The 12,794-nt window shown below is 73.8% G+C and carries 12 protein-coding genes; 7 read left to right on the top strand and 5 right to left on the bottom strand.

Annotated elements, in window-relative coordinates; genetic code table 11:
• Window positions 1-39 precede the first annotated feature (39 nt).
• The gene (locus tag AB0J86_RS20885; RefSeq protein WP_363859220.1) at window positions 40-1,662 is read right to left on the bottom strand and encodes a hypothetical protein; all 1,623 of its coding nucleotides are present in this window, start codon (window positions 1,660-1,662) and stop codon (window positions 40-42) included.
• Between the two features lie 193 nt (window positions 1,663-1,855).
• Here AB0J86_RS20885 and AB0J86_RS20880 point away from each other — a divergent pair, with 193 nt between their 5' ends.
• The 4 genes from AB0J86_RS20880 to AB0J86_RS20865 all read left to right on the top strand — a co-directional run bounded on the left by AB0J86_RS20880 (window position 1,856) and on the right by AB0J86_RS20865 (window position 5,252).
• A complete protein-coding gene (locus tag AB0J86_RS20880) occupies window positions 1,856-2,386 on the top strand; it encodes an NAD(P)H-dependent oxidoreductase (RefSeq protein ID WP_363859219.1) in 531 nt (176 codons plus the stop codon).
• 88 nt (window positions 2,387-2,474) lie between these two features.
• Entirely contained in the window at window positions 2,475-3,095 is a 621-nt protein-coding gene (locus tag AB0J86_RS20875; protein ID WP_363859218.1) for a hypothetical protein, read from the top strand.
• 95 nt (window positions 3,096-3,190) lie between these two features.
• Window positions 3,191-3,760, top strand: coding sequence for an ester cyclase (locus AB0J86_RS20870; RefSeq protein ID WP_363859217.1), 570 nt, complete (start codon window positions 3,191-3,193; stop codon window positions 3,758-3,760).
• A gap of 154 nt (window positions 3,761-3,914) precedes the next feature.
• Window positions 3,915-5,252, top strand: coding sequence for a hypothetical protein (locus tag AB0J86_RS20865; RefSeq protein ID WP_363859216.1), 1,338 nt, complete (start codon window positions 3,915-3,917; stop codon window positions 5,250-5,252).
• Window positions 5,253-5,309: 57 nt separating this feature from the next.
• Here the strand turns inward: AB0J86_RS20865 and AB0J86_RS20860 are convergent, their stop codons facing one another.
• Window positions 5,310-6,005 carry a response regulator transcription factor gene (locus tag AB0J86_RS20860; RefSeq protein WP_363859215.1) on the bottom strand — a complete coding sequence of 232 codons (696 nt, stop codon included), beginning with the start codon at window positions 6,003-6,005 and terminating at the stop codon, window positions 5,310-5,312.
• Window positions 6,002-7,192: a histidine kinase gene (locus tag AB0J86_RS20855; protein WP_363859214.1), complete on the bottom strand. Its 1,191-nt coding sequence runs from the start codon at window positions 7,190-7,192 to the stop codon at window positions 6,002-6,004. Before AB0J86_RS20855 ends, AB0J86_RS20860 begins: the two co-directional genes overlap by 4 nt.
• A 192-nt stretch (window positions 7,193-7,384) precedes the next feature.
• Here AB0J86_RS20855 and AB0J86_RS20850 point away from each other — a divergent pair, with 192 nt between their 5' ends.
• Together AB0J86_RS20850 and AB0J86_RS20845 are read left to right on the top strand one after the other, a co-directional pair.
• Window positions 7,385-8,092, top strand: a complete 708-nt coding sequence (locus tag AB0J86_RS20850) for an ABC transporter ATP-binding protein (protein WP_363859213.1) — start codon at window positions 7,385-7,387, stop codon at window positions 8,090-8,092.
• Entirely contained in the window at window positions 8,089-10,458 is a 2,370-nt protein-coding gene (locus AB0J86_RS20845; RefSeq protein ID WP_363859212.1) for an ABC transporter permease, read from the top strand. The genes AB0J86_RS20850 and AB0J86_RS20845 overlap by 4 nt, the downstream gene beginning before the upstream one ends.
• A 48-nt stretch (window positions 10,459-10,506) precedes the next feature.
• Here AB0J86_RS20845 and AB0J86_RS20840 read toward each other — a convergent pair whose 3' ends face one another.
• A complete protein-coding gene (locus AB0J86_RS20840; RefSeq protein WP_363859211.1) occupies window positions 10,507-11,100 on the bottom strand; it encodes a TetR/AcrR family transcriptional regulator in 594 nt (197 codons plus the stop codon).
• Window positions 11,101-11,190: 90 nt separating this feature from the next.
• Between AB0J86_RS20840 and AB0J86_RS20835 the strand changes: the two genes are divergently transcribed.
• Window positions 11,191-11,949, top strand: a complete 759-nt coding sequence (locus AB0J86_RS20835) for a hypothetical protein (protein WP_363859210.1) — start codon at window positions 11,191-11,193, stop codon at window positions 11,947-11,949.
• A 63-nt stretch (window positions 11,950-12,012) separates the two neighbouring features.
• Here the strand turns inward: AB0J86_RS20835 and AB0J86_RS20830 are convergent, their stop codons facing one another.
• Entirely contained in the window at window positions 12,013-12,747 is a 735-nt protein-coding gene (locus AB0J86_RS20830) for a hypothetical protein (protein WP_363859209.1), read from the bottom strand.
• Between the last annotated feature and the right edge of the window lie 47 nt (window positions 12,748-12,794).

Here is a 12,794-nt window from a genome sequence, read left to right as displayed (position 1 = left end):
CCGGTGATCCTGCTGGCACGCCGTACCAACGGGGTGGCCCTACCAGATGAAGATGGGGGGTCGGGGCGGGCGTACCGGCCTCGGTGGTACGACGGGGCGCGGCGGCGGGCGGTACTCGGGCACCGGCGGTCGGTAGCCGTACGGGTCGGGCATGACGGGGTACCGGTACGGGTAGCTCGGCAGCCTCGGGAACTCGTACAGTCTCGGCAGTTCCAGCGGCCGCACCTCCAACGGACGCGGTCCCAACGGCAGCCGCTGCCGGGCCCTGGCCTCCGCCAGCAGCTTCGCGGTCACCTTCTGGTCGATTAGCGCGGGGGCGTTGCGCAGCTCGGTCAGCGTCCGGATGCGGGTCTCGGCCAACAGTTGGGCGCGGGGCGCGGCCCGCTCGACCGGCTTGCTCACGTCCGTCTGGTCGACGATGGCCTGCGCCTCCTGCCGCACGGCCGCGTCGAACCCCTGGGGGTCCCGCAGCGCCGTGGCGACGAGCCGGTCGTACGCCCTGGCCATCCGGTCCTGCACGGTTTTGTCGACGGCGTCGGCGAACGCCTGGAGCAGCGGCTCCAGCATCGGAACCGCGTCGGTCAGGGGCTTGGTCAGCGCCAGGATCCGCTCGCTCGCGAGTTTTTCGAGCTGTAGCGCCACCTTCTTCCGCCCGTCGGCCACGAGGTCGATGCCCTCCCCCTCCGGTCGGGCGTCCATCGCGTACCGCGCGGCGGCGACCTGCTCGGGGGTGACGCCGGCCGGCGTCCCGGTCCGCCCGGTGGGGCTGCTGCGCAACTCGCCGTCGAGGGCCTCGACCCGGGTACGCCGTGCCGTCTCCGCCAGCACCGCCTGGTCGACCGAGGGCACCGATACGTTGTGCCCGGTCTTCGCGTACGAGGCGGCCTTGCCCGCGTCGTCGAGCACGTCCGCCGCCGTCGCCTGCTCGTTGAGCGCCTGCCGATAGATACCCGGGAAACCGGCGTAGACCTTGGCGTAGAGCCCGCCGGCCACCCGCTGCGACAGGTCCGCCTCGACCCGCTTGGTGACCTCCGCGTACCCTTCCTGGGCGATTTTCAGCCGCAGCCGCAGGTCGGCAGAGGGTACGCCGAGCTGCATGCCGAAGAAGGAGAAGGCCGCGAGCGTGGCCAGCCCGGCCGCGAGCGGACCGCTGTACCTGGTGTAGAGGTCGGCGCCGCCGTTGAGCGCGGACGCGGCGCGGTACCGCCACCCGCGCCCGGTCTGTTCGCCGGCGACCCGTTGGCTCGCCCGCCTCCGCAACAGGAGCAGCGTCAGCAGGTAGACGCCGGCCAGGACGGCGAGCACCCCGAACTGGGTCAGGCTGAGGTTCTCGGAGAAGAACGCCGACACCGCCTCGAAGCTCCGCTGGAGCGAGCCGAGCCAGCCGACGCTCGACGAGTCACCGAGGAGTCGCAGGTAGACCGCCAGCAGGCAGTAGAAGGTGGCCGCGATCCCGATCGGGATCAGGTAGAGCACCCCGGTCGCGCAGAGGTTGTAGCGCAGGCCCTCCCGCGCCTCGACCCGCCGGACGTACCGCCGGCAGAACACCACGAGTCCCCAGCTCGCGCCGACGACCAGGGCGAACGGCGTGACCAGAACGCACAGGCCCAGTACCGCCAGTCCGGCGAAGCCGATTCCTCGCATCAGTTTGTCGGCCGTCATCTCGCACTCCCGCCCGCATGACGACTCATCACCTAGCACAAGCGAACCACACCGGACCAAAAGGATCATGGCGACCGATACCGCACAGGTTCCGAAGTTTCGGCGGGCGCGTTCCGGCGACCCGGCCGGGCGTGGGCCACACCGCCGGCGGCCCTTCGTGGCCGCGCCGCTGGGCGGGCGTACGGTGCCGAGCATGACGCAGCTTCTCCTGATCTCCGGCAGTACCCGGGAGGGGTCGACCAACACGGCCGCCCTGCGCACGGCGGCCTCGGTCGTCCCCGAGGGCGCCACCGCCACGCTCTACGGTGGTCTCGTCTCGCTTCCCGCGTTCGTCCCCGGCGACCAGGCACCGCCGGCCGCCGTCACCCAACTCCGCGAGGCGGTCGAGACGGCGGACGCCGTGCTGTTCTGCACCCCGGAGTACGCGGGCACCCTGCCGGGCAGCCTGAAGAACCTGCTCGACTGGCTGGTCGGCAGCGGCGAACTCAACGACAAGCCGGTCGCCTGGCTCTCGGTCGCCGCCCCGGGCCGCGGCGAGGGAGCGCGCACCACGCTGGAGACCGTGCTCCGGTACGTGGACGCGAAGCTACTGGCGTCGGCGTGCGCGCGCGTCCCGGTGCCGCGTGACGCGGTAGCGCCCGACGGCGGCATCGCCGACCAGGGCATCCGCGCCGCGCTCGCGGCGGCGATGGCGGATCTCGTCGGCGCGCTCGACGCCGACTAACGGGACCTCGCGAACGATGATCGCTCGGTAGCATGTCGCGGTCTCCGCCAAGCGATCTTCAATGAGTGAATTCGAAGGTGCTGCTCTCATGTCCCAGCCCGTCCCGTCCCCGCAGCCCGGATACGCCCAGCCGGCGTACGCCCAGCCCGGCTACGCCGTCCCGACGCAGCAGCAGTACTCGCCGCAGCAGCCGCCCTACGCGCCACAACAGCCGCCCCACTCGCCGCAGCAGCAGCCCTACGCCCAGCCGCAGCAGTACGCGCCGCAGCAGCCGTACCCGGTGGCCGGGCCGGGGCAGCAGGCGCCGGAGGTGGAGTGCCGGCTGTGCCGCAGCGTGCCGGCGGCGCGCGCGAAGTTCCGGGGCCACCAGGGCATGATCATCATCATGCGGTTCCTGTCGCTCGACGGGCCGTTCTGCCGCGACTGTGGACTCGCGACCTACCGCCGGATGACCTCGCGCACGCTGGTGCAGGGCTGGTGGGGGTACGCGTCCTTCATCATCACGCCGCTGGTGGTGCTCTACAACCTGATCCCCCGGCAGAAGGTCGCGAGCCTGCCGGCGCCACGCCCGGCGGCGCACGGCCAGAGCCAGCATCCGCTCGATCCGTCTCCGGCGCTGCTGATGCGCCCGATGACCATCATCGGCCTGGCCATCCCGTGGCTGCTGCTGATGCTGCTCGTCGCCCTGATCGTGGTGAACAACACCTGACCGGCCGCCGGCGCGCCGTGGGGGTGGGCCGGGGTGAGGTGATGCGGCAGCTACTCCCGTCGCCGGCTCGACCGTGGAGCCGGCAGGGTTCCCCCATGTCCGTGTTCACGTTTCCGCCGGAGGACGTCCTTCGCGCGCGGGAGAAGCTGGTTCTCGACCACTTCCGGGACGAGGTACGCCAGGACTGGGACGACGTACTGTCGACGTTCCCGCACCCGCACTACGAGCTCGTCCCCTCGATGACCGTCCACGACGGCGACGAGGCGGTCCGGAGGTACTACCACGACACCCGGGTCGCCTTCCCCGACCAGAACCACGAGATCATCGCGATCCGGCACAGCGCGGACGCGGTGATCGTGGAGTTCTGGCTGATCGGCACGCATCTCGGACCGCTCGGCGCGATTCCGCCCACCGGCGGCCGGCACCGTACCCGCATGACGGCGTACTTCCTCTTCGACGAGCACGAGAACCTCGTCGCCGAGCGCGTCTACTTCGACCAACTCACGATCTTCAAACAACTCGTCGGCGGGCTGGACCGGAGACGCCCACGCGACCTGTTGAAGCTGGTCCGCGCCGTCCTCGGGCTGCTGAGGACGGCCGGGAGGGAACCCGACCCGCGCCTTCAGCCGCCCCCGGGCGAGCCCCTCGCCGAGCGCCCTCGGTAGTCGCGGTCGCCGGCCAGCACCGCCGGCCGGCATCGTCCGCCGGGCGCCGGGCGCCGGGCGAAACGATGGGACAGAGCTGGCTTGAGTACCGGTACCCAACCCCGGGTGGGTGATCGGGGCCCCACGGCGGCGACCGGTCGCGGATCCTTGAGCGATGAGCGAACGGAGCATGGGCAGACCGCTGGCCGTCGTGGCCCAACTCGGCGCGGTGTGGGTGCTGGGGACGGCGCTGCCGATGTCGGGGGTGATCCTGGTGCTCGCCGCCTACGTCGGTGGGACGGTGCTGGTCGTCGTGAGCGCCCTGCTGACCACGGCGGTCGTCCTCGCGTGCCTGTTCGCGGTGGTCACGTCAACCCGTGAGGTGTCGCTCCTCGGCGCGACCGCCCGGCGTCGGGCGCTCTGGGCGGTCCTGGTCCTGGTCCTCGGCAGCGTCGGCTGGCTGTTGGAGTACCGGCTCGTCGACATCACCGCGCTTGGCGGAAGTCCCGGCCCGCTCTTGACGTACCTGCTCTGGGGATTCCCGTTCGCCCTGGTGGCCGGGGTGTTCCTGCGCGGCTGGCCGTACCGCTTCGGCGCGCCGGCGGTGGCCCTGGTGCTGGTCGGCGCCGGCCTGGTGGCGTCGCGCCCCGAACCGCCGGGCGAGTTCGATGCCTGGCTGGCCGCCAACAACCTGACCCGGGAGACCGCCTACGCCGTCGCCATACCCGGTTACCTGCCCGACAGCGGTCGCGACTACGGCAACGGGCTGGGCGGCGGAAGCTTCCACCCCCGGGATCCCGGCGCGGTCCCGCCGGACCGGTACCTCACCATCACCGCGCACGACCAGCTCGTACCGGGCGAGGGGATGTGCGGGCAGCCGACCGCCCTGGACTCGCGCCTGGCGTGGGGCTCCTGTACGGCCGAGGCGGGCGGTCTGGTCTACCGGTACAACGAGGTCGCGCACGGCTACCAGGTGCCGGTCGGCCACCGTCAGGTGACCGTCGTGGGGACCCCGGCGGTCGAGCACGACCTGCTCCGGGCCGCGGCGTCGAGCCTGCGGCCGGCCACCGCCGCCGAGCTGGGCGCCCAACCGAACGGGGCCGGTGAGTACTACGCCGCGACGGTTCCCGGGTACGTCGGTCAGGTCACCGGAATTCCCGCCGGGATGCTCTACGCACCGGCCGACGGGACCGGCAACGGCGCGCGGACGGTCGCCATCACGCTGTACGCGGCCCACGCGGACGGCGGCGCCATCTGTTTCCAGACCACCGAGTGCACGCCGGACGGCAGCGGACTCACCTACGTGCGCAACCAGGACACCCACGGGTACGTGGCCCGGCACGGCGCGGTGAACGTACGGGTGTTGGGCGGCCCACGGGTGGACCGCACGCTGCTCCGGCAGGCCGCCGTGGCCGCCCGACCGGCCACCGACGCGGAGCTGCGTCGGGCCCTCCCCGCGCCGACGCCGCGCGGCGCGCTGGACCGCTTCCGGGAGTGGCTCCGGGAATTCTGAGTCCCGAGTGTCGGGTCGGGCTGCCGAGGACGGGCTCGGCACATCCCCTACAGCGTCCTAGGACAACTGGTCTCGGCGATGGTCCCCGCGGGCCGGGCCGACCAGGCCCGTCTCGTACGCCACGATCACCGCCTGGACGCGGTCGCGCAGCCCGAGCTTGCCGAGGATCCGGCCGACGTGGGTCTTCACGGTCGCCTCGGAGAGGTGCAGCCGCTCGGCCAGCTCGGCATTGCTGTGCCCGCGCGCCACCAGCACGAGCACCTCCCGCTCCCGGGGTGTCAGCGCCGCCAGCTCCCGGTGCCCGGTGGCGGCCGGGGTCTCCTGGCGGGCGAAGCGTTCGACGAGCCGCCGGGTGATGCTCGGGGCGAGCAGCGCGTCCCCGGAGCGGACCAGCCGGACGGCCGCCACGAGTTGCTCCGGCGAGACGTCCTTGAGCAGGAAGCCGCTGGCCCCGGCGGCGAGCGCCGCGTAGACGTACCGGTCCAGGTCGAAGGTGGTGAGGATGACCACGCGCGGTTGGTCCGCCGCCCCGGTGAGGATGCGGCGGGTCGCCTCCAGGCCGTCGACCTCGGGCATCCGGACGTCCATGAGCACGACGTCGGGCCGGGTGCGCCGCACCGCCCGCACCGCGTCGGCACCGTCGACGGCCTCGGCCACCACCTCGATGCCGTCGGAGGCGAGGATCATGCGGAACCCGGCCCGGACCAGAGCCTGGTCGTCGGCGATCACCACCCGGGGCGCGGCGGCGGTCACGGCATGCCCAGCGGGATGACGGCGTCGACCCGGTACCCGTCGCCGGTGAGCTGCGGACCGCTGCGCAGCGTGCCGCCGTAGACGGCGAGCCGTTCGCGCAGGCCGAGCAGGCCGCGACCGGAGCCACCCGCGCCGGTGGCGCGGCCACCGTCGTCGGTCACCTCGACCCGCAGCTCGTCGTCGCCGTAGTGGAGCCGCACGGCGGCCGAGGCGCCGGAGGCGTGCTTGACGGCATTGGTGAGCGCCTCCTGCACCACCCGGTACGCGGCGAGCGCCTCACCGGCCGGCACCGGCCGGGGCCTACCGGTGACGCTGAACGCGACCGGCATGCCGGTCTCCCGGACCCGGCCGACCAGCGCCTCGAGCTGCTCCAGCCCCGGCTGCGGGGCGAGCGCCGCGTCGTCGCCGGCGGCGGCCAGCAGCCCCATGACGTGCCGCAGCTCCGTCATCGCGGTACGCCCGGCGCCCTCCACCGCGCGCATCGCCTCCCGCGCCTGCTCGGGCGCCGAGTCGATGACGCGCCGGGCGGCGCCGGCCTGGATGACCATCACGCTCACGTTGTGGGTGACCACGTCGTGCAGCTCCCGGGCGATCCGGGCGCGCTCGGACTCGACCGCCCGGCGCAGCGCCTCGGCCCGTTCCCGCTCGGCCGCGGCGAGCCGCTGCTGCCCCTGCTCGGCCCGGGAGCGCCACAGTCGCAGCGCCAGCCCGGCGAGGACGACGAGCGCGAGCACGAGGCTGCCCACGTAATGCTGCGGGACGGTCGGCATGCCGTCGCGGGTGAACCGCCAGGCCAGCAGCCCCAGCAGACCCACGGTGCCGAGCGTCTGCACCCGGTACGGGCTGTAGGCGGTGGCGCTGTACGCCGCGATCACGCAGTCGTAGTAGGTGACCCGGGGCAGCGCGCCGACGACCGGCAGGGTCAGCAGGAGCACGGCCCAGAGCACGGTCAGCGGGTACCGCCGCCGCAGCGCCAGCGCCGTGGCGGCGGCGAGCGCGACGACGACCAGGGGTACCGGGTCCGCGCCGTCCTGGTCGACCGGGACGTCGTACGCGTAGTCGATCGAGGCGCCGGCGAGGACCAACGCGAAGGTGATGTCGAAGAGTTGCCCGCGCGGCGACGGCCGCGGCGGCGGCCCGCTCGGCCTCAGCGCCGCCTCGATCCGGGCGGCCTGCTCGTCCCACACCCGGCCATTATCCGTGCCGGCCCCGGCTCCGGCGTCGGCCCGAGTGTCCACCCGGGTACGCCGTCGGACTACGCCGCGCGGACGACCCCGCCGGACGCGGTACCCGGAATCCGACCGCGCGCCGACGCGGTGCGGACCTCGCGGTCCCTAGCGTCGGCGGCGACCAGTTCGGACGAAAAATGGGAGGCCGGCGTGCCGGTGATCGAACTGCGGGGCGTGTGCCGCCGCTACGACGCGGGACCGCCCGCGCTGGACGACGTGACGTTGACGGTGGAGCCGGGTGAGGCGGTGGCGGTCCTCGGCCCGTCCGGCAGCGGCAAGTCGACGCTGCTCAACCTCGTCGCCGGCCTGGACCGGCCCGACGCCGGTACGGTCACCGTCGCCGGGGTACGCCTCGACGGGCTGGGCGAGGCCGCCTCGGCCCGCTACCGCCGCGCCCACGTCGGCATGGTCTTCCAGTTCTTCAACCTGCTCGACGACCTCACCGTCACCGACAACGTCGTGCTGCCGGCGCTGCTGGCCGGCACGTCCCGGACCGAGGCGCACCGGCGCTGCGCGGCGCTGCTGGAGTCGCTCGGCCTGGCCCGGCACGCGGCGGCGTACCCGGGGCGGCTCTCGGGCGGGCAGCGGCAGCGGGTTGCGGTCGCCCGGGCGCTGATGAACCGGCCCACGCTGCTGCTCGCCGACGAGCCGACGGGCGCGCTCGACAGCGCCTCCGGCGAGGACGTCTCCCGGCTGCTCACCGAGCTGAACGCCGAGGGGCAGACGCTGATCCTGGTCACCCACGACGAGATTCTCGCGGCGCGCTGCGCCACCCGTACCGTCCGGATCGTCGACGGCCGGGTCCACTCCGACGAACCGTCCGCCGCCGCGCGCCCGTCCGCCGGAGCGGTCCGGTGACCGGCCTCGGTACGGTCGTCCGCTCGGGGGTGCGGCGGCGCCGGGTACAGACCGTGGTGATCGCGCTCGCGGCGTTCCTGGCGGTGACGGCGGCGGTACTGGCCGGGTCGCTGCTGGTCGCCTCCACCGCGCCGTTCGACCGGTCCTTCGCCGCGCAGCACGGGGCACACCTGAGCGCCCTCTTCGACGGCGCGCGGGCGAGCGAGGCCCAGGTCGCCGCGTCCGCGCACGCACCCGGCGTGGCCGAGGCCGCCGGCCCGTTCGCGGTGGTGACGCAGACCCCGTCGCTCGGTCCGGACGCGGAGACACCCGCCGGGATGGAGCTGCCGCCGCTGACCATCGTCGGTCGGGCCGAGCCCACGCGGGGAGTGGACCGGGTCGCGCTGGTCGAGGGGCGCTGGGCGACCGGGCCGGGCGAGATCGTCCTCGCCGAGGGCGCGCCGGTCGGCACCCGGCTGGTCTTCGCCGACCTGCCCGGCCGCCCCGCCGTCACCGTCGTCGGCCGCGCCCGCTCGACCAGCCAGACGGCGGAGGCCTGGGTCGTCCCGACCGCGATCCCCGGCCTGACCTCGCCGGGCGCGACGCCCGGCCGGCAGATGCTCTACCGGCTCGCCGCCCACGGGAGCACGTCGGACGTGGCGACCGGACTGGCCGCCGTCACCTCGACGGTCCCGGGCGGGGCGCTGCTGGGCAGCCGGTCCTGGCTGGCCAGCAAGGAGGCGGCCGACCGGAACACGGCCCTGTTCGTGCCGCTCCTGGTCGCGTTCGGGCTGCTCGGCCTGGTGATGGCCGTGCTCAGCGTCGGCGGTGTCGTCGCCGGCGCGGTCGGCGCCGCCACGTACCGCATCGGGGTACTGCGGGCGCTCGGGTTCACGCCGGGACAGGTCGTGCGGGCGTACCTGGGCCAGGCACTGATCCCGGCCGCGGTCGGCATCGGACTCGGCGTCGTCGCGGGCAACCTGCTCGCCGTCCCGATCCTGACGACCACCAGCGAGGTGTACGGGACCGGCCCGTCCGGCGTCGCGCCCTGGGTGGACGTGGTGGTCGTCGCCGCCGCCGTGGCCGTGGTGGCCGCGACCGCCTGGCTGGCGTCCTGGCGGGCCGGACGGCTGCGCCCGGTGGAGGCCCTGACCGTCGGGCGTGCGCCGGCTGTCGGTCGTGGCCGGTCCGCCGCCGCGCTGGCGGCCCGGCTGCCGCTGCCCCGGCCGATCAGCCTCGGGCTGGCCCAGCCGTTCGCCCGGCCGGCCCGACTGACCACGATGATCGCGACGGTCGTCTTCGGTACCGCCGCCGTGGCGCTCGCCGTCGGCCTGGCCGCCTCGCTCAACCGGATCGAGGCCGCCCGCACCCACGACACCGCCGACGTGGCGGTCGGCCCGTCCCGACCGCCCGGCCAGCCGGGGCCGGGACCGAAGGCCGGGCCGGGGTCACGGCCCGAACCGGGGCCGGACGCCGCGACGGTACGCGCCGCGATCGCCGCGCGCCCGGGTACCGGGGCCGCCTACGGGATCGCCGAGACCACCGCCGCCGTCGCCGGGGTACCGGGCGCCGTCGAGGTCCTGGCGTTCACGGACGACCCCTCGTGGGCCGGGTACGAGCTGACCGAGGGCCGCTGGTTCCGCGACCCCGGGGAGGTGCTCGTGCCGACCCCGCTGCTCACCGCGGTCGGGGCGAAGGTCGGCGACACCATCAGCCTCAGCGTGGACGGCCGTCCCGTGCCGGTACGCGTCGTCGGCGAGGTCTTCTCCACCAGCAACGAGGGCATGCAGGTCTTCACCCGACTCGACACGATGCTCGCCGCCGAACCGGGGCTCCGCCCACGGGAGTACCGGGTCGACGTGGCGGACGGGGTGGACGTCGCCGGCTACGTGGCGGCGCTGGACGCGGCGGTACGGCCGCTGGGCCTGCGCGCCGAGGTCAACCGGGCCGGCCAGAGCGAGGTACTGCTGGCGCTCGGCGCGCTGACCGGCCTGCTCACCCTGATGCTGGTCGCGGTCGCGGGGCTCGGAATCCTGAACGCCGTCGTCCTGCAGACCCGCGAGCGGGTACGGGAACTCGGCGTACACAAGGCGCTGGGCATGACGCCCCGGCAGGCGGTAGCCGTCGTGCTCTCCTCGGTCGTCCTGTTCGGACTGGTCGGTGGCGCGCTCGGCGTACCGGCCGGGATCTCCCTGCACGGCGTGCTGCTGCCGGCGATGGGGCACCGCGCGGGCGTCAACCTGCCGCAGGTCGTCCTCGACGTCTACCGGCCCTGGTCGGTCGCGCTGCTGGGTCTCGGTGGCCTGGTCATCGCCGTGCTGGGTGCGCTGCTGCCCGCGCTTTGGGCCGCCCGGATCCGAACGGCGACGGCGCTGCGCACCGAGTAGGCGCCGCGGCTCGAACAGGCGCCGCGGACCGAACCGGCGCCGCCGGGCTCAGCCGAAGATCCGGCTCAGCTGGGCGTCGAGCGCGTCGAGGGCGGTCCGCGGCGCGTACTGCTCGGTGAGCAGGTAGATGCCGAGCCCCTCCATGACCGCCAGCAGCCCGGCCGCGGCGGTCGCCGGATCGACGTCGGCGGCGGCGCCGGCCGCCTGGGCGGCGCGGATCTGGTCGGCGACGAAGCCGACCAACTGCGGCGTCTCCTGGCGCAGCGACGCGGCGGCGACCGGTCGTACCGCGGCGTAGGCGAGGAAGGCCAGGGCGACCCGGGCGTCGGCGCGGCGCGCCTCGTCGAGCGGCAGCAGCTCGGTGATCATCGTGCGGATCAGCTCGCGCGGGGCCGGCGCCGGACCGAGCCGGCCGACGGCCTCGGTGATCCGGGCCTCGCCGCGCTCCCGCACCACTGCCATGGCGAACTCCATCATCTCTTCCTTGGTGCGGAAGTAGTGCTGCACCATCCCCGTGGTCACGCCGGCCTCGGCGGCGACGTGGCGCAGGCTCACCGCCTCCAGGCCGTCCCGGGCCGCGACCCGCATGAGGGCGTCGACGATCAGGGTCCGCCGCTCGTGATGATCGACGATTTTCGGCATGCCGCCATGATTTCACATTGCGATCGACTTGAAACCGCTCGCCGCGTCGGTTACATTACAGTCGTAATGCAAAAGCGGAGGGAGCCGGGAATGTCGCGTGAGCCGCACCGAGAGACTGCCGGAGATCCGATCGAGCCGACCGGGGCCGGTGTCGACGCCGCGCCGCGTCCGTCGCTGGCCCGGCGGGCCATGGCGTACGAGTCGGCCATGTGGAGCAGCTTCTTCCGCTGGGTACTCCGACGCCCCGGCACGGACCAGCCCGACGCCGAGCCGTTCAGCTACCTCGGGGTGGTCCGCCCCATTCTGATCATGTTCATCGTCCTCTCCGCCGTGGAGATCCCGATCTTCGACCTGATCGTCAGCCATCTCGTGCCGTGGCGGCCCGCCCGGTGGATCGTCCTGGCGCTCGGGGTCTACGGGCTGGTCTGGATGCTCGGCCTGCTCGCGATGCTCCAACTCCACCCGCATCTGCTCGACGACGACGGCATCCGGGTGCGCAACGGCGCCACCCTCGACGTGCGCATCGCCTGGGCGGACGTCGAGGCGGTCCACAAGCGGTACCGGTCGCTGCCGTCGAGCAAGGGTGTCCAGCTCGAACGCGACGACGACGGGTTGGTCGTCAACCTGGGCGTCGGCAGTCAGACCAGCGTCGACGTCACCCTGCGGTGGCCGACCCGGCTCGCGTTGCCGAGCGGCCCGAGCGAGCCGACCACCCGCGTGCGCCTCTACGTTGACGACCCGGACGCGTTCGTCGCCGCCGCCCGCCGGAGGCTGTCCGCCGCGGCCCCGCCGGAGCCACCGACCCCGGGGCGGCCACGGACCTCGCGGACCTCGGCGCTCCCCCGCTGACCCGCCGACCACGCCCGCCCCGCCGGGCTCGCGGCCCGGTGGGGTACGGCCGCGCGCCAGCGGTCAGCCTCCGCTAGGTACGCCGGAGCGTTTCAGGAAGCGCAGGCCCTGCCGGAGGTACGCACGGGGGTTGGTGTCGAGGTGCGCCGCCCACTCCGGATCGGGCTCACCGCGCATCCAGGCGTACCGGGCCAGGGCGTAGCCGAACATCGGCTCGGTCAGGTAGCCCAGCCGGCTCGCCGACCAGCCACCGTGGTCGCCGGCGAACTCGAACGCCGCATTGGCCGTGAACACCCCGAGCCCGAGATAGACGGTGAGCAGATCCGTCAGGGGCTCCTGGTCCCGCCGGTCCGGATCCACCCGACCCTCGCCGAGCAACCGCTCGTGCGCCAGTTCGTGGGCCACCGTGGCGACCAGCGCCAACGGCCTGAGCCCGAGCGACTCCGCCAGCGAGACGACGGCCCTGCCCGCCACCACCCGATAGTGTCCGGCCGCCCCCGACCAGCTGGTGGTGCCGCCGACCAGCTTCCGCAGCTCCCGGTCGGCCGCCCGGTCAGAGTGCAGCTCCACCCGGATCCGACCGGGATCGACCCGCGCGTACCCGCAGACCCGGGTCACCGTACGGCGCATGTCCTCCGCCGAACCGGCGTACGCGCCGGGAAAGAAGTCATCGGTGGGGAGCACCACCGGCGAGCGCAGCCACGAGTCGCCGAACTCGCCCCGGAACCAACTCAAGTTCTCGTCTATCCAAACCTGCTCCTCGGCAACCACAGGGCAGCCGCGCCGGAGCCATCCCATCGATCCACCTCCCTGCCCGGATGGTAGGGGGCGCGGCCAGCCGGCGG

Origin of the sequence: Micromonospora sp. NPDC049559, assembly GCF_040676675.1 — a bacterium.
Taxonomy (GTDB): Bacteria; Actinomycetota; Actinomycetes; order Mycobacteriales; family Micromonosporaceae; genus JBFAPK01.
Note: the sequence above shows the minus strand (reverse complement) of the source record. Positions and strands in the feature narration are given on the sequence as shown.